Origin of the sequence: Mesorhizobium sp. C399B, assembly GCF_030323185.1 — a bacterium.
Taxonomy (GTDB): domain Bacteria; phylum Pseudomonadota; class Alphaproteobacteria; order Rhizobiales; family Rhizobiaceae; genus Mesorhizobium.
Window position 1 is genome coordinate 3,212,506 of the sequence record NZ_CP100472.1, and the last position, 24,382, is coordinate 3,236,887.

Below are 24,382 nucleotides of genomic sequence, written 5' to 3' on the forward strand. Positions count from 1 at the left end.
GCTCATCAATAGCGCCGGCATTTCATCCTGAAGGCGATGCCCGCCGGCCGTTAGCCAGCGGGCATATAGCGAGATTACTTCGCGCCGGCCTGGCCGCCACGGCCGCCAGTGCTGTCATGATCGCCGCCGCGACCGCCACCCAGGCAGTCCGAGGTGAGATCGCAACAGCGATTGCCCCACTGGTTGTTCTTGGCGCAGCCGGTCTGGTCGGCCATAGCGGATCCGGCCAGGGACGATACCGCGATGGCGGCGAGGAAAGCATTACGCAGGAAAGCAGTCATTTGAAGTCTCCATGGTTGGGTTTCTGTTTACGGCTGTGTGTCGCCGCTGGAGACGGTTTGGTTCACGCAGGTAGCGAAATTTTTTGAGGAGGCGTTTCGAGAGATAAGATTTCGAGGGCAGCGCTGCCCTCATCCGCCTGCCGGCACCTTCTCCCCGTAGTGACGGGGGAAGGGAGATAGCCGCTGCGCCGGCACCTATTCCGCAGCGTTGATGAGGGCAGCGCTGACTCATCCTGAAGATGGCGCGCGGGCCGATATCCCGCTCGTTCGAAAGCGTCGTGTCCTTACTGAACCGCGCCGACCAGTACCTGCTGGCCGCCGCGGATCGAGACCCAGCGGCCGGTATTGTCGATGGCCTGCCGCTTGAGGAAGCGATAGCCGGTGGCGTCCCAGATCTTCACCTTGTCGGTCAGATTGTCGAGGACGTAGTCGCCCTTGTCGGTGCGCACGGTCAGCACGGCATGGCCTTCGCCGTCCGGCTTGCGCACGACGGTGATCAAGAGATCGGCCAGCGACACGCCAGAGCGCGAGAGCTGGCGGCGCTTTTCCAGCACATAGTCTTCGCAATCGCCGACGCCCTTGTCGGGATAGGCCCAGACCTCGTCCTTGCCATAGATGTCGTAGTCGCTCATCGGCTTGACGGCGGCGTTGACCCTTGACGTCACGTTGATCAGCTTGCGCATGAAGGCGTCGGTCATCGCGGCGGGGTTGAGGTTGCTCGGCCGGATCGAGCATTCGCCGGGCTGGGTTTTACAGAAATCATAGTGGCCGATCGGCTGCGAGGTCATGCCGCCCGTCGCCATGGCGCCGCCTGCAAGTGCCGGCACTGCCCAGCACGCAGAGATCGCCAGCCCTGCTGCCGCCCACAAGCGCAGCGTCCGTGCCATCGATGAGGAAGTCATTGTCCCCGTTCGCCCTTGTTGTTAACGAAAGGTTAAAGGGGATTTACACTCCGTGTCAATTATCGGGGGAGCCAGATTCTTCGGCATGGTTACCCGCGCCCGCCCAACAGCGTCTATTGTGCAACAGAACGCCTGTGGCGCGCAAAATCGCCCCGCTTTTGCGGGCAATGCACGCTGCAGCCGGATCGAGCCTCAGCCTTTGGCGGAGCGGACCAGCTTGGGTTTCACCGCTACGCGTGTTTGGCGGCCGTAGCTGGTGATGAAATCGACGATGCGCGGCACGATTTCCGAGCGGAATCGCGACCCGTTGAAGACGCCGTAATGGCCGACGGCCGGCTGCATGTAATGCGCATGCCGGTCAGCCGGGATGTTGGGGCAGAGATCGTGGGCGGCCTGGGTCTGGCCGAGACCGGAAATGTCGTCGTTCTCGCCTTCGACCGTGAACAGCGCGACATTGCGGATCGCCTTGGTGTCGACCACCTCGCCGCGATGCGTCATCTCGCCCTTGGGCAGCGCATGGCGCACGAACACCGTGTCGACGGTCTGCAGATAGAATTCCGCCGTCAGGTCCATCACCGCCAGATATTCGTCGTAGAAATCGCGGTGCTTCTCGGCATTGTCGCCGTCATGCTTGACCAGATGCATGAAGAAGTCCTTGTGGGCCGTGATGTGGCGGTCGAGGTTCATGCTCATGAAGCCCGACAGCTGCAGGAACCCCGGATAGACCTCGCGGCCGAAGCCCGGCACCGGCCATGGCGCATGCATGATGACGTTGTCGCGGAACCAGTCGATGCCCTTCTCCTTGGCCAGAAGATTGACCGCGGTCGGGTTGCGGCGTGTGTCGATCGGCCCGCCCATCAGGGTCATGGTCGAGGGCACGAAGGGATCGCCGCGCTTTTCCATCAGCGCCACCGCCGCCAGCACCGGCACCGAAGGCTGGCACACCGCCATCACATGGGCGTCCGGCCCCAGCGCATGCAGCATGTCGATGATGTAGTCGATATAGTCGTCGAGGTCGAAATGGCCGTCGGTCACCGGCACCATGCGGGCATCGACCCAGTCGGTGATGTGCACGTCGGCATAGGGAAGCATCGCCTCGACCGTGCCGCGCAGCAGCGTCGCATAATGGCCCGACATCGGCGCCACGATGAGAAGCTTGGGGTCGGCCTTGCGCCCGGCGGGCACCGACCGCTCGAAGCGGGTAAGATTGCAGAACGGCTTCGACCACACGGTCTTTTCGCTAACCTCGACGCTCTTCCAGTCGACCACGGTCTTGCTCAGGCCGAAATGCGGCTTGCTGTAGCGGCGCGTCGTGCGCTCGAACAGTTCGGCGGTGGCGGCGACCGAGCGGCCCCACGGCGTATGCGAAAACGGATTGAGGGGGTTGGTGTAGAACAGCCGCACTGCATCGGCATAAAGCCGCGCGGGCTGCAGGGCGGCATGGTTCATTTCATAGAGCTGGTAGAACATCAGGTACTCCGCAGCTGCCGTGACCGAAGGGACGACGGACAGCGCCGAGCCTTGAATGTCTCGCGCGGAGGTTAACAAGATATTGCTGCGATGCAATACGTCACGTGGCGTGACATATGCCAATCTTTCGTCCAAGGCCTTGAGAAACCGCGTTGGGCGGGTGCAGCCGGCTCAATGTGCACTGCAAAATGCAAGGCTGTTGGACGACGGGGCAGGATGTGTCCGGCCCGATCGGGCCGGACTTGGACAGATCTAGACGCGCGCCATGCACACCGAGGTATGGCCGGAGCCGATGAAGCCGAGTTGGCCGGCGGCGCCCTTGGACAGATCGAGCACGCGCCCTTTGATGAACGGGCCGCGGTCGTTGATGCGCACGATGACGCTGCGGCCATTATTCTGGTTGGTCACTTTCAACTTGGTGCCGAAAGGCAGGCTGCGGTGCGCGGCGGTCAGCGCCGACGGGTTCATGCGTTCGCCATTGGCGGTCCTGGAATGCAGTGCGTACCAGGAGGCGCGGCCGCACTGGCCAGCGGCGGAGGAGGCGGATGCACCGACCATCAGGCCAGCCGCGATCGTTACCGCGACAAGCGCGGTCTGGTTTGTTTTCTTCATGTTGGGGGGATTGGCTCCGTTTTCGACAGACCCCAGCCGTTAAGTGTCGAATAAGGCAGGAAATGCGGCAAGCATCGGGCAGTTCCGTGGCACCGGCACACGTTTGGAGTCGCTGGGAAACAGTTTGTCAGGCATCTTTCGTGTGGCGCGGCCGTATCGCCGGCGATATTGCGAGCTGTTTCACAGATTCCGTGAGCAAGGCAGGACGTTATATTACAAGTAGAAGAGAGCGCGATTGGGCGCCGTCCTTTCGCTCTGTCATCACGGTCATGGCGCAGTTGACCATCGACTTTGAAAAGGGATTCCAACGATGAGACTGCTCAAATATCTGCTGGCTCTGATCGTACTGGCCATCGGCGCGCTGTGGTCGCTGCAAGGCATTGGCGTGGTCGGCGGCAGCTTCATGACCGGCCAGTCGCAATGGCTCTATATCGGCATCGTGACCATGCTGGTCGGTTTCGCCGGGCTGGTATGGGCGAGCCGTTCGCCGGGGTGAGTTGCGACGAAAGTCGACCGCCACAGATCGACCCCCACTCCGTCGAGCTTCGCTCGACACCTCTCCCCCGATCGACGGGGGAGAGGAAAGGCGCGAGCCTTGCAGGGGCGCGAACTTATGCGGCCTGGCTCCCTTCCCCTCCCTCCGGAGGGGGGAGAGGTGGCGCCGCGAAGCGGTGACGGAGTGGGGGAAGGCGCTGGTCAAACCCGCAGTCGCAAACAGGGCCAACCCGGCGAGCAAGAAAACAGCCACCCCATATTGCCGGTCCATTCTGTTACCTATCTATCCGGTTCGGATAGAATGCCCTGCCCGCGATAGGCTCTACCCGAACAGCTGATCCAGAATCCTGCCCTCCAGCCTGGCAAGCTCGACCGAACCACGCCGGCGCGGCCGCGCCACCGACACGTCGAGATCGAGCGCGATGCGGCCCTCGTCGATCACCACCACCCGGTCGGCGAGCGCAACCGCCTCGGCGACGTCATGCGTCACCAGCACGGCGGTGAATTTTTGCTCCAGCCAGATACGTTCCAGAAGCTGCTGCATTTCGATGCGGGTCAGCGCATCGAGCGCGCCGAGCGGCTCGTCGAGCGCCAGGATCCGAGGCTGTCCGATCAGTGCACGCGCCAGCGCCACGCGCTGCTTCTGGCCGCCCGACAGCACCGAGGGCCATTCGTCGGCGCGGTCGGCGAGGCCGACTTCACCCAGGATGGCGAGCGCGCGCCGCCTGGCTTCCGCACCGGTGGCAAGCCCGGTCAGCCCGACCTCGACGTTTTTCACCACGCTGGCCCAGGGCAACAGCCGCGGCTCCTGGAACATGAAGCGGCTCTCTTCGCCAGCGCCGGCCTTGGCTTCCGGCCCGAATGTCAGCGATCCTGCCGTCGGCCGGTCGAGCCCCGCCAGCAGCCGCAAAAGCGTGCTCTTGCCGCAGCCGCTCTTAGTAGAGAAACGATTTTGCGAGATGAATAGGCGGAACGGAATTGTTTTCTACGGGCGGGTCGAGAAAGCCTCTTTCTCGCCGTTCACGGGGCGAGGAGCGCCAATCACCTCACTGCGACCAATACTGCCAGGCCCAGTAAAATCCCTCGTCGCGCGGCGGCAGGCGGTCGCGTTCGGCGTCGAGTTGCACGGGGGCCGGCGATTTCGGCTGCGGCTGCGACGACGAGTTCTCCCGCCAGGCGAGCAGCCAGTTGCCGAGATGGGCGAACAGCACCGCGGTGGACTGGGTCATGACATCACTCCTTCTGTTCCGGGGTCGGCGGTCGCCGTGCTGCGAAGGGAAGCAGCCGGTCAAACCGGCAGAACTTGTTGTCATTCCTTTCCCGCCCACGGAACCAGCTGACGCTCGATTCGGCGGATGATGAATTCCAGCACGAAGGCTATTGTCGCGATCACCACTATTCCCATCACCACGACATCGGTGACCAGGAACTGGGCGGCTGACTGGATCATGAAGCCGAGGCCGCGCGTTGCCGCCACCAGCTCGGCTGCAACCAGCGTCGACCAGCCGGCGCCGAGCGCGATGCGCAGGCCGGTGAGGATCGACGGCAGCGCGCTGGGCAGGATGACATGGCGCACCACTTGGCGCTGCGTCGCACCAAGCGAACGCGCCGCATCGATGCGCTCCTTTGAGACACCGCGCACGCCCGAGGCCGTCGACAGCGCCACCGGCGCCAGCATGGCAATGGCGATCACCAGGATCTTTGACGGCTCGCCGATGCCGAACCAGATGATGACCAGCGGCAGATAGGCGAGCGGCGGGATCGGCCGCAAAAATTCGAGCAAGGGATCGAAGATGCCGCGCCCGACCGTCGAAATGCCGATAGCCAGCCCAACCGGAACGCCGATGACGATGGCCGCGAGCAGCGCCGCGAACACGCGGCCGAGGCTGGCGACGATATGCTGCAGCAAAGTCGCGTCGACGAAGCCGTCCTTGATCACCACGATGAACTTGGTCCACACGGCGGCGGGCGACGGCAGGAACACCGGCGACACCAGTTGCAGGCGCGCAGACAGCGCCCATGCCGCCAGCACGACCAGGATGGTGACGGCGCTGATCGCCCGCGAGGAAACCCCGCGCCGCTTCCGCACCGGCCGCGACCACGGCACCGAAATGGCATCGGCCTCGCCGGTCCCGGTGGCCGGCCGCTCGCTGTAGGAGGTGACGCTCATGCCACCTCTCCTTCGAAGATCGCATCGGTCAGCTCGCCGCGCGCCGCGGCAAAGGCCGGATCGGCCTTGATGGTGCGGATCGGCTCGCCTGCGGCATAGCGCCGGCTGAAACCGGTCTCGAATGTCCGCACCACGCGGCCCGGTCCGGGCGCCAAAACGACGATGCTTGTGGCCAGCACCAGCGCCTCCTCGATGCCATGCGTGACCATCAGCACGCCGACCCGGCTTGCGGTCCACAGGTCGAGCAGCGTCGTCTGCATGCGCTCGCGCGTCAGCGCATCGAGTGCGCCGAGCGGTTCGTCGAGCAGCAGGAATTCCGGCTCGGCCGCGAGCGCTCGGGCGAGGCCGACGCGCTGGCGCATGCCGCCGGACAATTCCCAGATGCGTTTGTCGCCGACGCCGTCAAGCTTGACCAGCGCCAGCAACTGGTCGGCGCGGCGCGCCCGCTCGGCTTGCGGCACGCCGCGCAGCCTGAGCGCAAAGCCGACGTTTTCACGAGCCGTCAGCCAGGGAAACAGCGCATCGTTCTGGAACACGACCGCCCGGTCGGAGCCTGGGCCGGTGATCGGTCTGCCGCCGATCGTGGCGACCCCGCGCGCGGGTTCGACCAGGCCGGCGGCGACATTGAGCAGCGAGGTCTTGCCGCAGCCGGAGCGGCCGACCAGCACGACGAAATCGCCCTTGGCGACATCGATGGAAACTCGGTCGACCGCCGGCGCTGCTTGGCCGTCATAGTGAACCGAGGCCTTGTCGAGTACGAGATGCGGGTCGAGTACGAGATGCGGCATGAAAAGGGGCTCCGGAAGAAAATCAGCCTGCCCCGGCCCTCGTTAAGCGGATCCGGGACAGGCAGCACGCGGCGTCAGGGAAGAGGAAACCGCGCGTGTTCAGAGCAATTCCAGGAAAAGTGTGAAGCGGTTTTCCGTCCGGAATTGCGTAAAACTGAAGATCAGTTCGAGGCCAGAGCCTCGGTCACGTATTTCGACGACACGTATTTCGAATAGTCGGGCAGCACGGCGTCGATCTTGCCCTGCTCCTTGAGGAAGGCCGAAGCTGCCTCCATCGCCTTGACCGTGCCGCCGCCGAGGAATTTGTCGGAAGCCTGCTCCTCCAATGTCGGGAAGACGTAACCCTTGAGGAGCTGCGGCACCTCTTCCAGTTTGGCGCCGGTGATCTTGGCGATCTTGGCCGCTTCCGGCGACGAAACCGACCATGCCTCGGGCTTGGCCAGGAACTGGGCATAGGATTCGCCGGTCACCTTGACGAAATCGCGCACGGCGTCCGGGTTCTTTTCGGCGAAGTCGGTGCGCACGATCCAGGCGTCGAAGGTCGGCGCGCCCCAGGCGGCAACCTGCGAGGAATCCAGCACCACCTTGCCTGTCGTCTTGATCTGGCCGAGCGCCGGATCCCAGACATAGGCCGCGTCTATGTCGCCGCGGGCGAAGGCGGCGGCTATTTCCGGTGGCCTGAGATTAAGGATTTCGACCGACTTCGGGTCGACGTTTTCGTGCTTCAGCGCGGCAAGCAGGCTGTAATGCGTGGTCGACACGAACGGCACCGCCACCTTCTTGCCGGCGAGGTCGGCGATCTTCTCGATGCCGGATCCATTGCGGGCGACCAGCGCCTCGGACTGGCCGATCAGGCCGACGACAAAGATGGTCTGGATCGGCAGTTCGCGGCTGGCGGCCGCGGCCAGCGGACTCGAGCCGACATAGCCGATATCGACCGAACCGGATGCGACGGCGGCGATGACATCGGCACCGGAATCGAACTTACGCCAGTCGATCGTTGCCTTGGTCGCCTTTTCATAGGCGCCGTCGGCCTGTGCTACTTTCGAAGGTTCGACCACCGTTTGGTAGCCAATGGTGATGTTGAGGTCCTGCGCCTGGGCCGGGCCGAGGAAGGCCGCACCCGCCAAAGCTGCCGACGACAGGAGGACAATGCGTCGCGAAATGCTGGACATGAAAGGCTCCATGAAAAATGAGAAAAACCGGATGCCTGTTCATAGTCAGCTAATTCTATCATTCTTGTAGAGTTAAATCCTTCCAAGCAAGAAGCACTTGTTAGAAAAAAACCACCGGCTGATGCGGGCGCGGTGACCGGCCCGTGTCGAACCGTGCGCAAACGCAAACGGCGCCCGAAAGGTGCTGAAGAGTTGGTGGTCCTGCCAACCCTCGCTACGGAAGAGGCCTGATTTGGTGCTCGGCGCGCCGCTTGCGGCCTGCCGCAGGATCGATGTCGAGCCGTTGAGCCTCACCGACTTCCGCAGCGACGGCCACCGCTGGATGCTGCGGTCAAGCGGCGTGCCGGTGGCCGCCAAGGCCGCCCGGTCTCAGAGCGGCAAGGCGGCGTCCTGATTTCGGGCGCAGGGCGGCGCCCGAGTTGTCGGGAGTCATGTTTCGCCGATCCGCGGGCTGCGACCCAAAATTCCTGGCAAAGCCCCAAATGGCGCAAATCCATGCTGTAAAAGACGGTTGATTTGAAAACACGTTCCGCGTGTTCGAGGGTAAGTATAGTAATCTTATCGACATTGGGAGCAGGAGCCGCCGCTCATCGCCGCTATCGCTCGCGGCTGGCTGTGACCTTAACGGCACAAAGCTTGCCAAAGTGGCCCCTGCGGCGTGAAAACGAAGCAAAATCAAGGTTTCTCGGCTTGTATATCATGTCAGTAGAATTTATGTGTCGAAGCAGCTTGCACGCGGCGGGGAGGCACGTCAGGCGTTTCGCAACCGATGGTTTTGGGCCATCGCCTGACAGAGAAACATTCGGTCTATGCTCACCAAAAAAGGCAAGTACGGCCTCAAGGCGCTGGTCCATCTGGCGCAACTGCCGACGGGACAGCTCGCCTTTGTCGGCGACATCGCCAGCGGCAACAACATCCCGAAGAAATTCCTCGACGCCATTATGGGCGAATTGCGCAATGCCGGTTTCGTCCAGAGCCGCAAGGGCAAGGATGGCGGCTATCGCCTGGCGCGCCCGGCCGACGAGATCAAGGTCGGCCATGTCGTGCGCGTGCTCGACGGACCGCTGGCGCCCATCCCCTGCGCCAGCCGCACCCAGTATCAGCGCTGTGAAGACTGCAATGAGGCGACATGCCAAGTCCGACATCTGATGCTCGAGGTCCGGCAGGCGATCGCCGAGGTGCTCGACCAGCGCACGCTGGCCGAGATGCGCGACATCGTCCTCGACGACCTTCCGGTCGCGAGGGACATCGACGAGCTTGCGCCGGCGCAAAAGGTCCCCGCCTGATCCTGAGCCTGCTCGCATGAGCGTCGCGCGCGCCAATTCGATCATCCCCAGCTCGATCATCATCGTCGGCGGCGGTGCCAGCGGCGTCGTGCTGGCCGCGCATCTGCTCAAATCGGCCAATCCGGACCTGCGCGTTACGCTGATCGAAAAGCGTCCGCATTTCGGTCAGGGCATCGCCTATTCGACGCTTTTGTCGGCGCACGTGCTGAACGTCAGTGCTGCCGGCATGAGCGCCTATGCCGACGATCCCCTGAATTTCTGGCGCTGGTTGCAGGGGCGCGGCCTGATAAGCCAGGAACAGACGCCGCAGACACCCTTCTATGCGCCGCGCAGCGTCTATGCCCGCTACCTCAAGGAAGTGCTCGACGAGCTCGAAGCGCGCGAAAAGGAAACCGGCCGTCTCAGGCTGATTCGCGAGGAAAGCCTGTCGATCTCGCCGACATCGTCCGGCGTCGAAGTTGTGCTGGCCAACGGCACCAGCGTCGTCGCGCATCTGGCGGTGCTTGCCACCGGCCATGACGAGCAGCCCGGCGCCGGCCAGGGCCACGCCATCCGCATGGGCACCGAGGCCGACACCGCGCTCGATCCTGAAGCCCGCGTGCTGGTGCTGGGCACCGGGCTCAGCATGGTCGATGCCTTCCTGTCGCTCGAGCAGCGCGGCCATCGCGGCGAGATCGTCGCCTTATCGCGGCGCGGGCTGCTGCCGTCGCCGCACCGCAAGGGCAACCCGATCAAGCTCGACGTCGCCGACATTCCGCTCGGCACGCAGCTCTCCTATTTCGTCGGCTGGTTCCGCGATCTGATCCGCGAAAACCAGAAGGCCGGCATCGACTGGCGCGACGTCGTCGATGGGCTGCGACCCTTCAATCAGAAAATCTGGCAGAACTGGCCGTCCTCGGCCAAGCGCCGCTTCGTCGAGCACACCAAGGCCTGGTGGGACATCCATCGCCATCGGCTGGCGCCCGAGGTGCATGCCCGCGTCACCGAAGCGGTGCGCACCGGCCGCATCCGCCCGGTCGCCGGCCGTGTCGTCGGCATCGAGGCTGGCGATGGATTCACCGTCGGCATCCAGTCCCGCCACACAAAGGCGCTGGAAACGCTGCAGGTCGCCCGCATCTATGATTGCACCGGCATCGCCCGCGACATCTCGACGACGTCGAACAGCGTCGTGCGCTCGCTGGTCGACCGCGGCCTGGCGCGGCCCGACCCGCTGCGGCTTGGCCTCGATGTAACGGCCAAGTGCGAAATCATCGCCGGCGACGGCACCGCATCGGCCAAGATCCTCGCCGTCGGGCCGCTGACCCGCGGCACCTTCTTCGAGATCGACGCCATCCCCGACATCCGCGTGCAATGCGCTAGGCTGAGCAAGCAGCTGCTGGGGTAAAGCTGTTGACGTCGGCGGGATAGCACTCCCCTCAGAGGGGAGTGGGAAGGATCGCTACGGAGGGTGTTGGGCTTGAGTCCAAAGCCCGCCTCAAACTGGAATTCCATTCCCCCTCTCGCCGGTTGATTGGCACGATCTACCTTCTTTCCGACTGCAAACGGCCGGAAAAGAAGCTACGCTGCCGCTCTGCCCCCGAGGCGGTCGCTTGTTCAAGGGAGCACATCGACATGAGCGAGCACGGAAAAGCTGCGCCAGGCAGTTCGGACGGCACGTTATCGCGCCTGCGTCCGCCATACGCCTCGGTGCTCGACCTCATCGGCCAGACGCCGGTGGTCGAACTGACCAAATTCGACACCGGCAAGTGCCGGCTGTTCATCAAGCTCGAAAGCCAGAATCCCGGTGGCTCGATCAAGGACCGCATTGCGCTGTCGATGATTGCCGCGGCCGAGAAGGAAGGCAAGCTGAAGCGCGGCGGCACCATCGTCGAGGCGACCGCCGGGAATACCGGTCTCGGCCTCGCCCAGGTCGGCATCCCCAAGGGCTACCGCATCATCCTCGTCGTGCCCGACAAGATGTCGCGCGAAAAGATCCAGCATCTGCGCGCGCTCGGCGCCGAAGTGCGCATGACCCGCTCCGATGTCGGCAAGGGCCATGCCGAATATTACCAGGACATGGCCGAGAAGATCGCATCGGAAACGCCCGGCGCCTTCTACGCCAACCAGTTCGCCAACCCGGCCAACCCTGAGGCGCATGAGACCACCACCGGACCGGAAATCCTTGCCCAGCTCGACGGCGACCTCGACGCCGTGGTCGTCGGCGTCGGCTCCGGCGGCACGCTGACCGGGCTTGGCCGCTATTTCGCCAGAACATCGCCGAAAACCGAAATGGTGCTGGCCGACCCCGTCGGATCGGTGCTGGCGCCGCTGATCAAGACCGGCAAGATGGAAGAGGCCGGCAGTTGGACCGTCGAAGGCATCGGCGAGGATTTTGTGCCGCCCAATGCCGATCTGTCGCTGGTCAGGAAAGCCTATTCCATCCCAGACAAGCAGAGCATGCTGGCGGTGCGGGACCTGCTTTCGAAGGAAGGCATTCTCGCCGGCTCGTCTTCCGGCACGCTGCTGTCGGCCGCGCTTCGCTATTGCCGCGAGCAGACGACAGCAAAACGCGTCGTCACCTTCGTCTGCGACAGCGGCAACAAATATCTGTCCAAGGTGTTCGACGATTTCTGGCTGGCCGAGCAGGGGCTGGCCGAACAGGAACAGCATGGCGATCTGCGCGACCTCGTCATGCGCTCGCACCGCACCGGCGACACCGTTTATGTCGGCCCCGACGAAAGCCTGCTCAACGCCTATGGCCGCATGCGCCGCTCCGATGTCTCGCAGCTGCCGGTGCTGGACAACGGCAAGCTGGTCGGCATTATCGATGAGGGCGATATATTGGCCAAGGTCGACGGCCCCTATGACGGCCGCTGGGACCGTTTCAACGCCCCGGTGCGCACCGCCATGACCTCCAATCTGCACACGCTGCAGGCCAGCCAGACGCTGGATGCGCTGCTGCCGGTGTTCGACCGCAACGAGGTCGCCATCATCTTCGATGGCGACGAGTTCGTCGGCCTGATAACCCGTATCGACCTGATCAACCATTTGAGGCGCGCACGATGACTGCTGAAACATCCCCATCGGGCAAGAACCGCCTGGCTTTTTCCACGCGCACCATCCATGGCGGCCAGAGCCATGACCCGCTGACCGGCGCGGTGATGGTGCCGATCTACGCGACCTCGACCTATGGCCAGCAGTCGCCCGGCGTGCACAAGGGGTTTGAGTACGCCCGCAGCCAAAACCCGACCCGCTTTGCCTTCGAGCGCGCGGTGGCCGATCTCGAGAGCGGCTCGGCGGCCTTTGCCTTTGCTTCCGGCCTGGCGGCGATCTCGACCGTGCTCGAGCTGCTCGACAGCGGCGCCCATATCGTTGCAACCGACGACATCTATGGCGGCTCGTTCCGGCTGATGGAGCGGGTGCGCAAGCGCTCGGCCAATCTGCAGGTGAGTTTTGTGGACTTCACCGATCTGGCGGCGGTGGAAGCAGCGATTCGCCCGGAGACAAAACTGCTCTGGGTCGAAACTCCGACCAATCCGCTGCTGCGTATCGTCGACCTCGAAGGCGTTGCGGCACTCGCCAGGCGCAAAGGGGTTTTGACGGTCGCCGACAACACGTTCTGCAGCCCCTACATCCAGCGGCCGCTGGAACTCGGCATCGACATTGTCGTCCATTCGACGACAAAATATCTCAACGGCCATTCCGACATGGTCGGCGGCGTCGCCATCGTCGGCGACAACAAGAATCTCGCCGCCCAGCTGAAATTCCTGCAGAACGCCACCGGCGCCATCTCCGGTCCCTTCGACAGTTTTCTCGCGCTGCGCGGCATCAAGACACTGGCGCTCAGGATGGAGCGGCATTCCACGAACGGCCTGAAGATTGCGCAGTGGCTGGAGGCGCGAAAAGATGTGCGCCGCGTCGTCTATCCCGGCCTGGCCAGCCATCCGCAGCACGCCATCGCCGTCCAACAGATGCATGCCTTCGGCGGCATGATCTCGGTCGACCTCGACCGCGACCTCGCCGGCACCAAACGCTTCCTGGAACGGACGCAACTGTTCACGCTGGCTGAAAGCCTCGGCGGCGTCGAAAGCCTGATCGAACACCCGGCGCTGATGACGCACGGCTCGATCCCGGCGGAAAAGCGCGCGGAAATCGGCATTTCGGATTCGCTGGTGCGGTTGTCGGCGGGGATAGAGGATGGCGATGATCTGATCGCCGACCTGGACCAGGCGCTGCGGGGCTAGGCGTACCGGATGCGTACCGATGACAATGAGGGGCGGCGCTGACCGTCGAGATTAAATCCCAATCCGCCGCGCGTTAACACATTCAGCAGCTTTTGCTTAACTCTTCGCCGCTATGTCCCGCCCCGGGGAGGCATGGCGAGAGTGAGTGTGATGGACAACAACCCGGAAAAGCGCAGCGAATGGCGCGCCATTTTTTATGTGCAGGCCCGCGTGGCCATCCTGTTTGTCCCGGTCGTCGCCAGCCTTCTGATCATTGCCGCTCTTGCCGGCAACGACCACAGTTCCGACGCCCTCGACCGCACGGTTACGGGCTCGGTGAAATAGCGGCACGGCCGTCGGCTTGCCTGCCCGGGAACGGCCGCCTCAGAAAAACTTCGGGATCGGGCCGTTCTGCGGCGTCACGTCGCCTTCCAGGTCGATGAACGCCTCGTCGACAAAGCACCAGGCCCAGCCTTCCGGCGGGTCGTAGCCTTCGATGATCGGGTGCTTGGTGGCGTGGAAATGCTTGGTGGCGTGGCGGTTGGGCGAGTCGTCGCAGCAGCCGACATGGCCGCAGGTGCGGCAGAGCCTGAGATGCACCCACATCGAGCCGCTCTTCAGGCATTCCTCGCAGCCGAGCGCGCTCGGCGTCACCGTCTTGATGTCGCGCGTGTGTTTGCATTCATCCATTATGCTCTGGCCAGTTCGGGCGCTGCTGCGTCGGGTCGCGCGAGATAGGCGTGCAAGGCAGCCACCACCTGGGCGCCTTCGCCGACGGCGGCGGCGACCCGCTTGACCGAGCCGGAGCGCACGTCGCCGATGGCGAACACGCCGCTGCGGCTGGTCTCCATCTGGCCCGCCCCTATGTCGGCGCCGGTGCGCACGAAGCCCCTGGCGTCGAGCGCGATATCGCACCCAGCCAGCCAATCGGTGTTGGGGTCGGCGCCGATGAACAGGAAGAGATGCTGGATCGGCCGCGTCTCGACGCCGCCGGGGTTGCGCCAACGCAACTGGGTGAGATTGCCGCCTTCGCCTTCCAGCGCCTCGATCTCGGTCTCGCCAAGCACCTCGATGTTGGGTTGCGCCTCGATACGCTCGACCAGATAGCGCGACATGGTTTCCCTGAGGCCGCCGCGGCGCGCCAGCATCGTCACCTTGCGCACCTGGCTGGCGAGATAGACGGCCGCCTGCCCCGCCGAATTGCCGGCGCCGACCAGCGCCACTTCTTGCCCTGTGCATAGCCGCGCTTCGATCGGCGAGGCCCAGTAATGCACCGACGTGCCCTCGAACTCGGCCAGCTTGGCGATGTCGAGGCGGCGGTAGCGGGCGCCGCTGGCGATTACCACCGTGCGTGCGCGCAGGCTTTCACCGTCGCCGACGGTAAGCGTGTAGCCCTCGCCTGCTGCACCGAGCAGCTTGGCCTCGTCCGGGATGACTATTTCGACGCCGAATTTCTGCGCCTGGTTGTAGGCGCGCGCCATCAGCGCCATGCCGGAAATGCCGGTGGGGAAACCCAGATAGTTCTCGATGCGCGCGGAGGCGCCGGCCTGGCCGCCGAAGGCGCGGCAATCGAGCACGATGGTCGACAGCCCTTCGGATGCCGCATAGACCGCGGCCGCCAGCCCCGCCGGCCCGGCGCCGACAATGGCGACGTCATAGACCATGTCGGGATCGATCGGCCGCAGCAGGCCGATGCAGCGGGCAAGTTCGGTTTCGCCGGGATTGTGCATCAGCTTGCCGTTGGGGCAGAGCACGATCGGCAGATGGTGCGGGTCGACATGAAAATGCTCAATCAGCGTCTTGGCGCACGGGTCGCTGTCGGAATCGAGCGCGCGGTGCGGCTGGCCGCTGCGGCGCAGAAATCCCTGCAGCCGCAGCGTGTCGCCATTGCCGGTCGGACCTACGACGATCGGTCCGCTGCTGCCGCTTTCCAGGAGCCCGACGCGGCGCAGGATCAGCGCCCGCATGATCCGCTCGCCAAGGCTTGCCTCCTGCACCATCAGGTCGCGCAGCCGCTGCGAGGGGATGACGAAGGCCTCGACCGGCTCGGCCGCCTCCGCATTGACCAGCGACGGCCGGCTGGAAAGCTGCGCCAGCTCGCCGATGAAATTGCCCGGACCATGAGTGACGATGGTCTCGCGCCGGCCGGGCCTGACATCCTGGGTGATATCGACCGTGCCCGACAGGATGACGATCAGCCCCGGCGCCACGGTGCCGGCGGTGACGATGTGCTCGCCGGCGGCATAGGAACTCGCCTCGCCGAACCGGCGCATGCGCTCGATATCGGCGTCGCCCAGGATAGGAAACATCTGGTCGCGGCGGGTGACGGTGATCGGCTGGGTGGGTGGGGCCATAGATAGAACGTAGCGCCGAGACGGCCGGGTTTGAAGTGGTTTGTTGGAGGACTGGCCGGAAGGGAGGTGGCTCCCGCGCCATCTGGTTCGGATGCTTCGCATGGCCCCGCGCTGCAAGGCAAACAGCGCGCCGACCAGTGCGACCTTTATAAGGGCGAGCCCGAGCAGTACCGTCGGCAGTCCTCGCTCACCGGTGTGTTGCAGGAGCAGCGCGCCGACGAACGGCGCCGCGGCTATCGCGTTACGCCAAGCGCCTGGGGTGCGGTGGTATCCTCGGGCTCCCCGAAGGCAGATCCCGGCGAAAGCCCATTCGTCACATCTTTGTAGAGCGCTATCGGATGCGGGCGCCCCACCAGATATCCTTGGATTTCGGGACATCCTTCCCTCATCAGGAAGGCACGCTCGTCCTCTGTTTCGACACCCTCCGCGATGACAGGCAAGGCCAGCGCATTCCCCAGGCTGAGTATCGTGCGCACGATGGCGGCCGATTGGACATTCGAACCGACACCCGAAACAAAACTGCGATCGATCTTGATCTTGTCGAATGGAAACGCCTGCAGCGAGGACAGCGAGGCATACCCGGTGCCAAAATCATCCATCGAGACCCTGACGCCCAACGCCTTCAACCTCCGCAAAACCGACAAGGCAGTTGCCCGGTCGCGGATGAGAACCCCTTCCGTGATTTCCAGTTCCAGCCGCCCCGGAGCAAGGCCGGTCTCGTAGAGGATAGAATGAACGAGGCCTACCAGGTCCCCGAAACGGAACTGCACGGGAGAGAGGTTGACGGCGATCTGCAGCGGTGAGGGCCAGGAGGCCGCGTCTCTGCACGCCTGCCTGAGCGTCCATTCACCTATCTCAACGATCGTGCCATCCTGTTCGGCAAGCGAGACAAACGCGTTCGGGGAGATGAGCCCATGCTTTGGATGGTGCCATCGGGCGAGTGCCTCGAAGCCGAAAATTTCGCCGTCCATCCTGGCTTGCGGCTGATAATGAAGCACAAGTTCGCCATGGGCGACCGCAGAGCGCAAATCTCGCTGCAAGGCGTAGCGCTCTCTTAGCCGCTTATCCATCTCAGGATCGAAGAATTGCACCATCCGACGACCGTCCGCCTTGGCCCGGTAGAGCGCTGCGTCGGCATTTGCCATCAGCGCCGCTGCATTCTCTCCGTCTTTCGGATAGATCGCCGCCCCGATGCTCACCCCGATCGAAATGTGCTGGCCCCGGATTTCGAATTTGCCTGCCGCCGATTCGAACAGACGGTCCGCAACGTCCTTGGCACTCGCGGACCGGTCATCCATGGCCAGGACAACCGTGAATTCGTCGCCGCCCATGCGCGCGATAAAGGCCTCAGGCGCCGCGGTTTGGAGACGCCGGGAAATGGTGCAAAGCAGATCGTCGCCGGCGGCGTGCCCGAAAACGTCGTTCGCCTCTTTAAAATGGTCAAGGTCGATGCTGAAGACGGCAAAGCTGGCGTGCGTTGCTTTTGCACGCTCGAGCGTCGTGGCCAGGTGTGCTGCAAGCGCGGCTCGGTTCGCCAGGCCGGTAAGCGGATCGTGGTGCGCGAGATGCGCGATTTCCTCGTGCCGTGCCATCAGTTCGGTGCGCGCTACGTTCATGTTCTCGCGCGCGTCGTCCAGGCCGTGGGCGGCTTCCCTCACCTTGTCCTGGAGCAGGTTGAAACTTTCGGCCATCTCTCCAAGTTCGTCACGAGAGTTTACCGTAACCGGCATGATATTCACGGAGGCATGCGCCGCAGCGAGGTCTCCCCGCCCCAGGGCGACCATGGCAAGAGAGAAATCCTTCAGCGTTCCGGATGTCAGACGCTTTGCCGCGTTGCTCACCTCGGTCGCCGAATGGGTGATCATCCCCGGCAAGATCAGGCCAACGCTGATGGTCAGCAGCGCGACAACGACAAAAATGTCCTCCAGCGCGGCGACCAATGAAGTGTCGCCTTGGGGAACGCTGCCGATCGCCAGGAAATAGCCGGCACCGTCAAGCACGAGCACAAAAAGCATGGCTCCGGTAAGCTTCAGGTGAAGCGTATGTGGCAGCAAGGGTAGACCGAGTGCGTATCGATCCTCCATCGTGCGCCAGGCGTATAGCGCAGCACCCGAATATGCCAAAGCCAGACCGAACAGGACGGTAGGAAGGCCAAATTGCTGAAATCCCAGTATGGCGGTCAACAGCCATATTGCAGCCGCGCCTACGCCAAGGATGATCGTTCCCCTGGGAGCCCGGAAGGGTCGCTCGGCTTCGGGACTGTCACGGCGCAAGAGCCAGACTGCGATGTTTGGCATGCAGATGCTGATCAGGTACGTAAAATTGGCCGCGGCGATCATCCAGAGCGGATACCCGCACAGCATGAAGCCGATTGCCGCGGCAGCTGTGAGCAGCGTTGCCGCCCAGGGACAATCTGTTGAGGTGCGCCTGGCCAGGAAGCTCGGCAGCAGGCCGTCTTCGCTCAGCTGCGCAAGGGTCCGCGCGGCGCCTGCCAATGGCTGCAACGTTCCATGGAACATGTTCAGCATGATGAGCCAGATGGCGGCCGCCTTGCCGAAACTCCCCAACAAGGGCGCAAAGGTGGGCCCGAGAGCTATGGCGAGGTCGGTGCCGAGCGGCTCCGGTCCGAGCACACCCAGCCAGACAACCGGCAGGACCAGGAAATAGACGCCCGCCATTGCGGCGCTGGCCCACATCGCCAGAGGAATGTTGCGGTTGGGATCGATGGTTTCGCCAACATGGCAGGCTGCAGCCTCAAATGCCGGTGCGGCAAACCCGATCAGATACAGTCCCGCCATCACCGACGTGATGTCGCCGAACAGGCCGGTAAACGGGCTGGTCAGGGCAAAATCCGTCGCCTGCCGCCAGTCGACCGAGCCACTGATGACCGGTACGAGGGATGAGAGAAACGCAAGCGTCGCGGAGGCCGTGGCGATCGGGATCGCCAGTTGGACCACCCACTTGATTCCACACAGGTTCACCGTCGTAAAGAATGCGATAAGCCCGCAGGCGACCGCCTCCACGGGGAGGCCCGGCAGGTACCATTGCTGGATTGCAGACGCTGAAAGAACCGCTGTCAGTCCGCAGGTCGGCACCCAACCCCACCAATAGCAGGTGCCCGTCAGAGCCGAGAGAACGGGACTGTAAGGTCGGAAGGCTTCGGCGCACGCTGCAGAGATACCGCCGACGCGGTTTGGCCACATGAGAACCAATTCGGTCCACGCAGGCGCGGCGGCCCAGCTTAGAAGCAGACCAACAACGAGCAAAGGAACCGCAGCGCTTCCTTGACCGGGAATATTCCCCTGGCCGACAAAAAGGGCGGCAATCAGAAACAGGCTTTGATTGCTGCCACCCATGGCGAGCGCTGTCGTGCCCATCCATCCCAAGGTTCTCGGGTGCGGTCGTGAAGGCGTGAGGCCCGGCATTCAGAGACATCCATTCGAGTGCGGAGCGCTGTCTGACTGGCGAATGTAACCTGCGGAGATATGTCTGTCGAACGTCGCGCTCCCGAAGTCAAAGTTGGACCTTAGGTGAGACGTATTAAGACTTCGTACCAAATCCGATCCCGCTGATGATCACTGTCAACTTCCGGTGGCTGCGGTTCAATCATGCTGATGCCGGTCCGAATGGCTCGATCTCCTCCGATCCGGGATATCATTTCCAATTTTATCTAATCGCCCACTATGGAAGAGCGATCGAATAGTCGCGAATACAGCCTAATATCGCTTATTATCGACAAATCTCGTGATTGCGGAGCGTGACCGCCTTTGACTTCGTACCTCGCCATCGTGGGGGCAAGCACCGAGACTTCACGCCGTGCCTCAAGTTGGAGCTAACTTGTGCGAGCACGCCGCATAGCCGCGCGTTGCAGGGTAAACAGCGCGCCGACCACGCTGGGCGCGGCGGTCGGCCTCGGCGCGCTGGTGGGTCCTTCCCAGGCCGGCGCCCGTACGGTCGAGATGGCGATCGCCCGCTACCATCATCCGATCTGGACCAAACTGGCCTCGGTGACATTTGTGACCATAGGCGTGGCGACGCTCTGGACCGGCCTGCCTGTTCTGCCGGCCGCGCTGATACGGCGCCGGCATCGGCTCGCATGGCCGGGTATCTTCACATGCAGCGACATGGTGTTCTGGACGATGCTTGAGCGCGACGCGACCTCGCCAGCGGGCACGCCTTCGACGCCGGCCCGCAGCAGGAATGTGTTCAGCACCAGAACACTTGGGATCAGCGTTGCGGGAGCCTGCACACGTGAGTACTTCGCCCTTACAAGCCTTCCGGCTGGTCCTCGAGGACGAACGAAGCTGCAATCAGGTCATCGCCGCTGATGCGGCCACTGCCGCCAACCATGATGGATGCGACTTTCTGAAAGGTCTTCATGTCGGCCTCTGTTATGCGCGCATCGCGCATTCTCGCCCTGAGCGAACCCAGGCGGGCATCGAGGGCTGGCGATGTCTCGACGTCATCGATCATCTTCGATCATCCTGGAGCGCAATGTTAAATCCGCGGCCCGCCGCCATGGTCGGCGGCGGGCTGCAGCTATTCGATCAGTCGTAGACCTTCACAATTTTCCGGGTGCCGGGGTCGACCAGGACGGTGCGGTTGTCGACCACGACATAGCGGTATTTGACGTTGGGAACTTCGTGCAGCTCGACCGTATCAGGCAAGGCACTGCCGACGTTCAGCTCCACGCCCGGGATCTTCACCGAAGCAAGCGGCTGCTTTTTCACATATTCGCGGACGACCGTATCCTGCTCCGGTGTGATGACGACATCCTGAGCTGCGGCGCCGCCGACGCCAGCCAAAAGCAACAAGCCTGCAGCAGCACTTGCAAAGTGGATTTTCATGGTTTTCTCCTCGCGTAATCCGGCGACGGCACCACGCCTGTTCGCCGAGGGACCGAACTTGAGATCAGCCAGATTGTTCCTGGGACTTCAGTCCGCGGCGAACCAGACCAAAGTCGGATATCAGCTAAGACCCAAGTCCCGAGGCGGAACGTTCAAGCGGGGCAGGCGTTTCCCAAATGCAACTAAATAAAACAGGAGAGGAACACATGGCCGACGGCCCAACTGTTGTTAATTCTGGGGGTGGCGGCGGCACTGCGATTGCTGTTGTTCTTGCACTTATTGCAGTCGTAGTATTGCTTATTTTTACCGGCGTCATCAATATCCGCGGCGACGGCGGCAAGGATATCAACGTCAAGGTTGAAGCGCCAAAGGTGGAAGCTCCGGCTGCACCCGCAAAGCCTGCGGCACCTGCCCCAGCCCCTGCGAGTGGCGGCTGATCTGCTCGCATCCACGCTTCCGAACTGACCTATGAAAAGGAAATTCCCATGACCAGATATTTCGTCAGCGCCGCCGGCGCCCTCGTCCTTATGGCGGGCATCGGCACCTCGTTTGCCGAGGACGTTATTGTTCTCAAGCCCGAACAACAGACGGTCGTTCGCGAATATATCCATAAGCAAAAGCTGGCATCAGTCAGTTTGCTCGGCGTCGAACTCAATGTCGGCACGGCACTTCCAGACACTGTCGAGCTCCACGCAATCGACGTTCCGGATGTCCGCTACAAGTATACGGTTGTCGGAGATCATGCGGTTCTCGTCGATCCCGACACGCGCAAGGTCGTGCAGATCATCGAATAACGCGCGAGCCCGCCGCTCCGGTCTGGAGCGGCGGGCTGTGGCTGCCCTGTGAAAGTCTACGGGCAGCCTTTTCTCAACGGGAGGATGTCTGATGTTTAGCGACAAGGAAACTTGGGTCCTGGAAGCTGCCTTACTCGCGGCAATTCCAATTTGCGTAGCCGTCACCGCACTCGTGGCATTTTTGACCGCGGCCTTGATATGAATCGCTTCCTGTTTGTGATGGGCGACTTTCTATCCCGGCCACCGGGCTTCTATGTCCTTCTTGTAGCCATGCTGCTCTGTACTGCGTTGGTGCCATTCGGCCTGACGAATGTGGTCACCTACGCATTGTCGGTAGCGGCCATCGTGATCACCGGCGTTGTACTGATCCAGGGTTACCGCGACACGGCCGCCATTCACGCCAAGCTTGATGAGATTATCGTTTCGCTGAATGAGACCAGAAACGATGTCGTCGGCTTGGAGCATGCCGAGCCGGAGGAGATTCGGGAGAAGCTCCAGACACTCGAAGAAGAAGCAATGAAAGCGGTTCGCCCGCCGCATTGACCCTCCGCCGGACTATCTGTCATCCATCAGCAAAAAAGCCCGGGAAACCGGGCTTTTTTGCTTCGCGTCTAAATCATTTCGGATTTATCCGAAACGGGAATTTGGTGCCCAGAAGAGGCGTAACGCGGCAGTATCGAACCGCCTGCCTATCTGGCTCTAAGCCTTACATGCCAAGAAGTTGAAGCGTGTGAGTGTCTCCGGAGGGTCCTGCTTCGGTGGACCTCTAAGATGGCTGATCGGTGGACCTCGGTCAAGCCCCGGTTCACACCCTGCTGAACCAGCTAGGGTCAACCAAAACCTTCTCAACCATCTCCGTCGAGACCCCGAGCTTGAGTTGTTTCAGGAGGTCGCAAAGCTGCTCGCCATCAATCAACTCTATCGCCGGCGCTCCGTCGCGTGTGGCCTCCTTCTTCGCCTCGGCAGTGAAGGTGCCTGTGGTAATCAACAATCCTTTGTCGCTACGCCCGACCATCGCGCCCCGGAAGTCGCGGATCGTGCTGGGTCCTACCGAACCGCTATACCGCTTGCATTGAAACAGGACCTGGAAGGAAAGGAGGTTCAATCTCAGAACCCCGATGCCATCAATACCACCATCCCCAGCGCGGCCCGTTACCTCGACCTTGATGAAGCCGGCCTCACGCAGCAGCCGCTGAGACAGTCGTTCAAACGCATCTGGCGGGATCTTCTTCAGACAGTCTAGCAGTTGGTCTTTCCAGTTGATGTCGAGCACGTCGGTGGCGGGTTCCTCACTGCTCACCGGCGCGACTTTCCGCGCTTCGGTGTCCATCTTTCGGACTATCGAAGGAACCTGAGCTACTACAGCCTCGGTAACTTCCTCCCCGGCGTCGGTTAGCGCCCACACACCACGGACGCTGTTGTCCACGTACCCAGCCTTCTTGAGGTAAGTCTTCGACCAATGAAGGTTGTAACCGACCTTCGACTGTCGCCCGTCCGTGTGTGGGACGTTTTGCACCTCCAAGGGGAGATGCATTACCTCGATGACTTTCGTAAGCAACTCATCGTTGGTCGCGGACCCACCAAGCTCTTTCAGCGCGGTGATCGTGGGCCACAACATCTGACTATAGGCCGGCACTAATACCATCTTATCGTCCCCTCCTTGCCATCGTGTACACGGATGCACCGGACGCGAGCAAGCCCCACAACCGAATGGCGGGTCAGTTGTTCAAAAGGCCCACCCCCGACACACCTCTTGGGGCGATGCATCGGGGGCAGGGTATGTCGTCATCCTTGGTTATTGAGTGCAGTTCGGATGCGCTGGGCGTGTTCCGCGATGGTCTTGAAATCGCCCCTGACGACAAGTGAGCGGATCGCCGGAAGGTCTGCCTCGTCGCAGCAGTCGAGGTAGTCGTTGAGGGTGAGCCCGACAGGTGCCAAGCATTCGCTCGTCATACGGTTCTCGAACGCCTTCACGGTCGCGTCGAGGGTCTGCTGATCGACCCCGACGACGTTGGCGTCGAGCGTCCCGTCAAGGGTGAACTTGGCCACGATCAGTTCAGCCGTGTCACGGTCCACTGTCTCGTTGAACGTTGTGATCGCCTGATCTGCAATCGCCTCGATCTCGGCAGGGTCGGCGGTGTCGAGGTCTAACGCCTTGTCCTCGCCAGTCTTGTCATCCACGGTGGGCAACGGAGCGGCATCAACCGCCCCATCACTCTCGGCCCCCGTGGTTACCTGAAAGACGAGCCGTATGGCTTCAACGCCACATTCACAGCCGCGACGTAATCGGCCTGCCTGATCTCGCCACGGGCAAGCATGTCCTTGGCCTGCTGTGGTCCAAGCTGAATGCCGCCGATTGTCACCGGAAGCTGGTCGACAAGGGCCTGAGGTGCCGCGTTGAATGCGCTGGCATTGGCCGCCGCTGCTCTGGCCTGCTGACCTTCATTGAGCGCCTGCCCGGTGTTGAAGCCGCTCCGTTTTGCATTAAGCTGCTGGTTGGCTCTGAGACCAAGTTCCGTCCGGTGGGCAATGTCAGCCTTGAAGGCCTCTTCCTTGGCCTGCTCTGCAAGGGCTGCCTGCTTCGCCTCGTTGGCTGCCTGCTCTGCTTCTTGCGCCCGGAACATGGCCTTGGCTACGGTCGTGTTGTCGGTTTGATACTTGTTCGGGTTGTCGTCGTAATGGGTCATTCTCGTTCCTTCTGGTTGATTTGAATTGGTTTTTTGCGCTGCCTGCCCGTCTGATGCAGGGTGCTGCTGTTACCCACCAGCCAGTTGGTGGGGGATGGTATAGCGACTGAGCGTTAGCCCCGTGGGGTGAACCCGTAGGTGGTCGTCACAGCGCCCTCAGGACGCGCGCTAGGTCTGGCTGGGGCTGGCGGCCCGGGAAGCTCGTCGCTGGCTCCGGTGGTCACTCTGCGGGGCGCTGCAGGCCTCGTCGTGACCTCGGCAATACGCCTCGCGATTGTCACCACGTCCAAGGCGGGATAGCCATATACCTCAAAGCATC

Annotated in this window: 27 protein-coding genes and 1 pseudogene; 10 read left to right on the plus strand and 18 right to left on the minus strand. The window is 62.6% G+C overall.

Features of this window, described 5'->3' with window-relative positions; genetic code table 11:
• Positions 1-74: 74 nt before the first annotated feature.
• From NLY36_RS15380 to NLY36_RS15395, 4 genes are all read right to left on the minus strand, one after another.
• Complete coding sequence (locus NLY36_RS15380) at positions 75-281, minus strand: hypothetical protein (RefSeq protein ID WP_023672099.1); 207 nt, start codon at positions 279-281, stop codon at positions 75-77.
• 284 nt (positions 282-565) lie between these two features.
• Positions 566-1,183: a transglutaminase-like cysteine peptidase gene (locus NLY36_RS15385; protein ID WP_023736709.1), complete on the minus strand. Its 618-nt coding sequence runs from the start codon at positions 1,181-1,183 to the stop codon at positions 566-568.
• 192 nt (positions 1,184-1,375) lie between these two features.
• Positions 1,376-2,653 (minus strand): polyhydroxyalkanoate depolymerase, encoded by a 1,278-nt coding sequence (locus NLY36_RS15390; RefSeq protein WP_023736708.1) that lies wholly within the window; start codon positions 2,651-2,653, stop codon positions 1,376-1,378.
• Positions 2,654-2,905: 252 nt separating this feature from the next.
• Positions 2,906-3,265 (minus strand): septal ring lytic transglycosylase RlpA family protein, encoded by a 360-nt coding sequence (locus NLY36_RS15395; RefSeq protein ID WP_023672096.1) that lies wholly within the window; start codon positions 3,263-3,265, stop codon positions 2,906-2,908.
• A 310-nt stretch (positions 3,266-3,575) separates the two neighbouring features.
• Between NLY36_RS15395 and NLY36_RS15400 the strand changes: the two genes are divergently transcribed.
• On the plus strand, positions 3,576-3,761 hold the full coding sequence (locus NLY36_RS15400) for a hypothetical protein (protein ID WP_023672095.1): 186 nt from the start codon (positions 3,576-3,578) through the stop codon (positions 3,759-3,761).
• A 321-nt stretch (positions 3,762-4,082) separates the two neighbouring features.
• Here the strand turns inward: NLY36_RS15400 and NLY36_RS15405 are convergent.
• The 5 genes and pseudogenes from NLY36_RS15405 to tauA form a co-directional block, all read right to left on the minus strand.
• Positions 4,083-4,697, minus strand: a pseudogene (locus NLY36_RS15405) (ATP-binding cassette domain-containing protein); the annotation flags it as partial.
• A 109-nt stretch (positions 4,698-4,806) separates the two neighbouring features.
• Positions 4,807-4,989, minus strand: coding sequence for a hypothetical protein (locus tag NLY36_RS15410; RefSeq protein WP_023672089.1), 183 nt, complete (start codon positions 4,987-4,989; stop codon positions 4,807-4,809).
• 80 nt (positions 4,990-5,069) lie between these two features.
• Positions 5,070-5,930: an ABC transporter permease subunit gene (locus NLY36_RS15415; RefSeq protein WP_023672088.1), complete on the minus strand. Its 861-nt coding sequence runs from the start codon at positions 5,928-5,930 to the stop codon at positions 5,070-5,072.
• Entirely contained in the window at positions 5,927-6,718 is a 792-nt protein-coding gene (locus NLY36_RS15420) for a taurine ABC transporter ATP-binding protein (RefSeq protein ID WP_023672087.1), read from the minus strand. The genes NLY36_RS15415 and NLY36_RS15420 overlap by 4 nt, the downstream gene beginning before the upstream one ends.
• A gap of 161 nt (positions 6,719-6,879) precedes the next feature.
• Positions 6,880-7,893 (minus strand): taurine ABC transporter substrate-binding protein, encoded by a 1,014-nt coding sequence (tauA, locus tag NLY36_RS15425; protein ID WP_023672086.1) that lies wholly within the window; start codon positions 7,891-7,893, stop codon positions 6,880-6,882.
• Between the two features lie 232 nt (positions 7,894-8,125).
• Between tauA and NLY36_RS15430 the strand changes: the two genes are divergently transcribed.
• The 6 genes from NLY36_RS15430 (at position 8,126) to NLY36_RS15455 (ending at position 13,726) form a co-directional block, all read left to right on the plus strand.
• Positions 8,126-8,287: a hypothetical protein gene (locus NLY36_RS15430; RefSeq protein ID WP_023706948.1), complete on the plus strand. Its 162-nt coding sequence runs from the start codon at positions 8,126-8,128 to the stop codon at positions 8,285-8,287.
• A gap of 415 nt (positions 8,288-8,702) precedes the next feature.
• Complete coding sequence (locus tag NLY36_RS15435; RefSeq protein ID WP_023736707.1) at positions 8,703-9,179, plus strand: RrF2 family transcriptional regulator; 477 nt, start codon at positions 8,703-8,705, stop codon at positions 9,177-9,179.
• Between the two features lie 16 nt (positions 9,180-9,195).
• Complete coding sequence (locus tag NLY36_RS15440) at positions 9,196-10,563, plus strand: FAD/NAD(P)-binding protein (RefSeq protein ID WP_023736706.1); 1,368 nt, start codon at positions 9,196-9,198, stop codon at positions 10,561-10,563.
• 227 nt (positions 10,564-10,790) lie between these two features.
• On the plus strand, positions 10,791-12,224 hold the full coding sequence (locus NLY36_RS15445; protein ID WP_023687574.1) for a pyridoxal-phosphate dependent enzyme: 1,434 nt from the start codon (positions 10,791-10,793) through the stop codon (positions 12,222-12,224).
• Entirely contained in the window at positions 12,221-13,402 is a 1,182-nt protein-coding gene (locus tag NLY36_RS15450) for a trans-sulfuration enzyme family protein (protein ID WP_023687573.1), read from the plus strand. The genes NLY36_RS15445 and NLY36_RS15450 overlap by 4 nt, the downstream gene beginning before the upstream one ends.
• A gap of 132 nt (positions 13,403-13,534) precedes the next feature.
• The gene (locus NLY36_RS15455) at positions 13,535-13,726 is read left to right on the plus strand and encodes a hypothetical protein (protein ID WP_196814852.1); all 192 of its coding nucleotides are present in this window, start codon (positions 13,535-13,537) and stop codon (positions 13,724-13,726) included.
• A 39-nt stretch (positions 13,727-13,765) separates the two neighbouring features.
• Here the strand turns inward: NLY36_RS15455 and NLY36_RS15460 are convergent, their stop codons facing one another.
• From NLY36_RS15460 to NLY36_RS15485, 6 genes are all read right to left on the minus strand, one after another.
• Positions 13,766-14,071, minus strand: a complete 306-nt coding sequence (locus tag NLY36_RS15460; RefSeq protein ID WP_023672079.1) for a UBP-type zinc finger domain-containing protein — start codon at positions 14,069-14,071, stop codon at positions 13,766-13,768.
• Complete coding sequence (locus NLY36_RS15465; RefSeq protein ID WP_023736705.1) at positions 14,071-15,735, minus strand: FAD-dependent oxidoreductase; 1,665 nt, start codon at positions 15,733-15,735, stop codon at positions 14,071-14,073. The genes NLY36_RS15460 and NLY36_RS15465 overlap by 1 nt, the downstream gene beginning before the upstream one ends.
• Before the next feature lie 233 nt (positions 15,736-15,968).
• The gene (locus tag NLY36_RS15470) at positions 15,969-19,160 is read right to left on the minus strand and encodes an amino acid permease (RefSeq protein WP_084026263.1); all 3,192 of its coding nucleotides are present in this window, start codon (positions 19,158-19,160) and stop codon (positions 15,969-15,971) included.
• A 554-nt stretch (positions 19,161-19,714) separates the two neighbouring features.
• On the minus strand, positions 19,715-19,984 hold the full coding sequence (locus NLY36_RS15475; protein WP_156933261.1) for a hypothetical protein: 270 nt from the start codon (positions 19,982-19,984) through the stop codon (positions 19,715-19,717).
• A 17-nt stretch (positions 19,985-20,001) separates the two neighbouring features.
• Complete coding sequence (locus NLY36_RS15480; RefSeq protein ID WP_023698078.1) at positions 20,002-20,208, minus strand: hypothetical protein; 207 nt, start codon at positions 20,206-20,208, stop codon at positions 20,002-20,004.
• A 74-nt stretch (positions 20,209-20,282) separates the two neighbouring features.
• Positions 20,283-20,582 (minus strand): DUF1236 domain-containing protein, encoded by a 300-nt coding sequence (locus NLY36_RS15485; RefSeq protein ID WP_023698077.1) that lies wholly within the window; start codon positions 20,580-20,582, stop codon positions 20,283-20,285.
• A 206-nt stretch (positions 20,583-20,788) separates the two neighbouring features.
• Here NLY36_RS15485 and NLY36_RS15490 point away from each other — a divergent pair, with 206 nt between their 5' ends.
• The 3 genes from NLY36_RS15490 (at position 20,789) to NLY36_RS15500 (ending at position 21,919) form a co-directional block, all read left to right on the plus strand.
• Complete coding sequence (locus NLY36_RS15490) at positions 20,789-21,019, plus strand: hypothetical protein (protein WP_033001362.1); 231 nt, start codon at positions 20,789-20,791, stop codon at positions 21,017-21,019.
• A 48-nt stretch (positions 21,020-21,067) separates the two neighbouring features.
• The gene (locus NLY36_RS15495) at positions 21,068-21,376 is read left to right on the plus strand and encodes a DUF1236 domain-containing protein (protein ID WP_023672071.1); all 309 of its coding nucleotides are present in this window, start codon (positions 21,068-21,070) and stop codon (positions 21,374-21,376) included.
• Between the two features lie 198 nt (positions 21,377-21,574).
• A complete protein-coding gene (locus NLY36_RS15500) occupies positions 21,575-21,919 on the plus strand; it encodes a low affinity iron permease family protein (protein ID WP_023672069.1) in 345 nt (114 codons plus the stop codon).
• Positions 21,920-22,181: 262 nt separating this feature from the next.
• On the opposite strand, the gene NLY36_RS15505 is transcribed toward NLY36_RS15500, so the two are convergent.
• The 3 genes from NLY36_RS15505 to NLY36_RS15515 form a co-directional block, all read right to left on the minus strand.
• A complete protein-coding gene (locus tag NLY36_RS15505; protein ID WP_031249362.1) occupies positions 22,182-23,021 on the minus strand; it encodes a restriction endonuclease in 840 nt (279 codons plus the stop codon).
• A 140-nt stretch (positions 23,022-23,161) separates the two neighbouring features.
• Positions 23,162-23,566: a hypothetical protein gene (locus tag NLY36_RS15510; protein WP_023736703.1), complete on the minus strand. Its 405-nt coding sequence runs from the start codon at positions 23,564-23,566 to the stop codon at positions 23,162-23,164.
• 41 nt (positions 23,567-23,607) lie between these two features.
• Positions 23,608-24,063 (minus strand): hypothetical protein, encoded by a 456-nt coding sequence (locus NLY36_RS15515; protein WP_023736702.1) that lies wholly within the window; start codon positions 24,061-24,063, stop codon positions 23,608-23,610.
• Between the last annotated feature and the right edge of the window lie 319 nt (positions 24,064-24,382).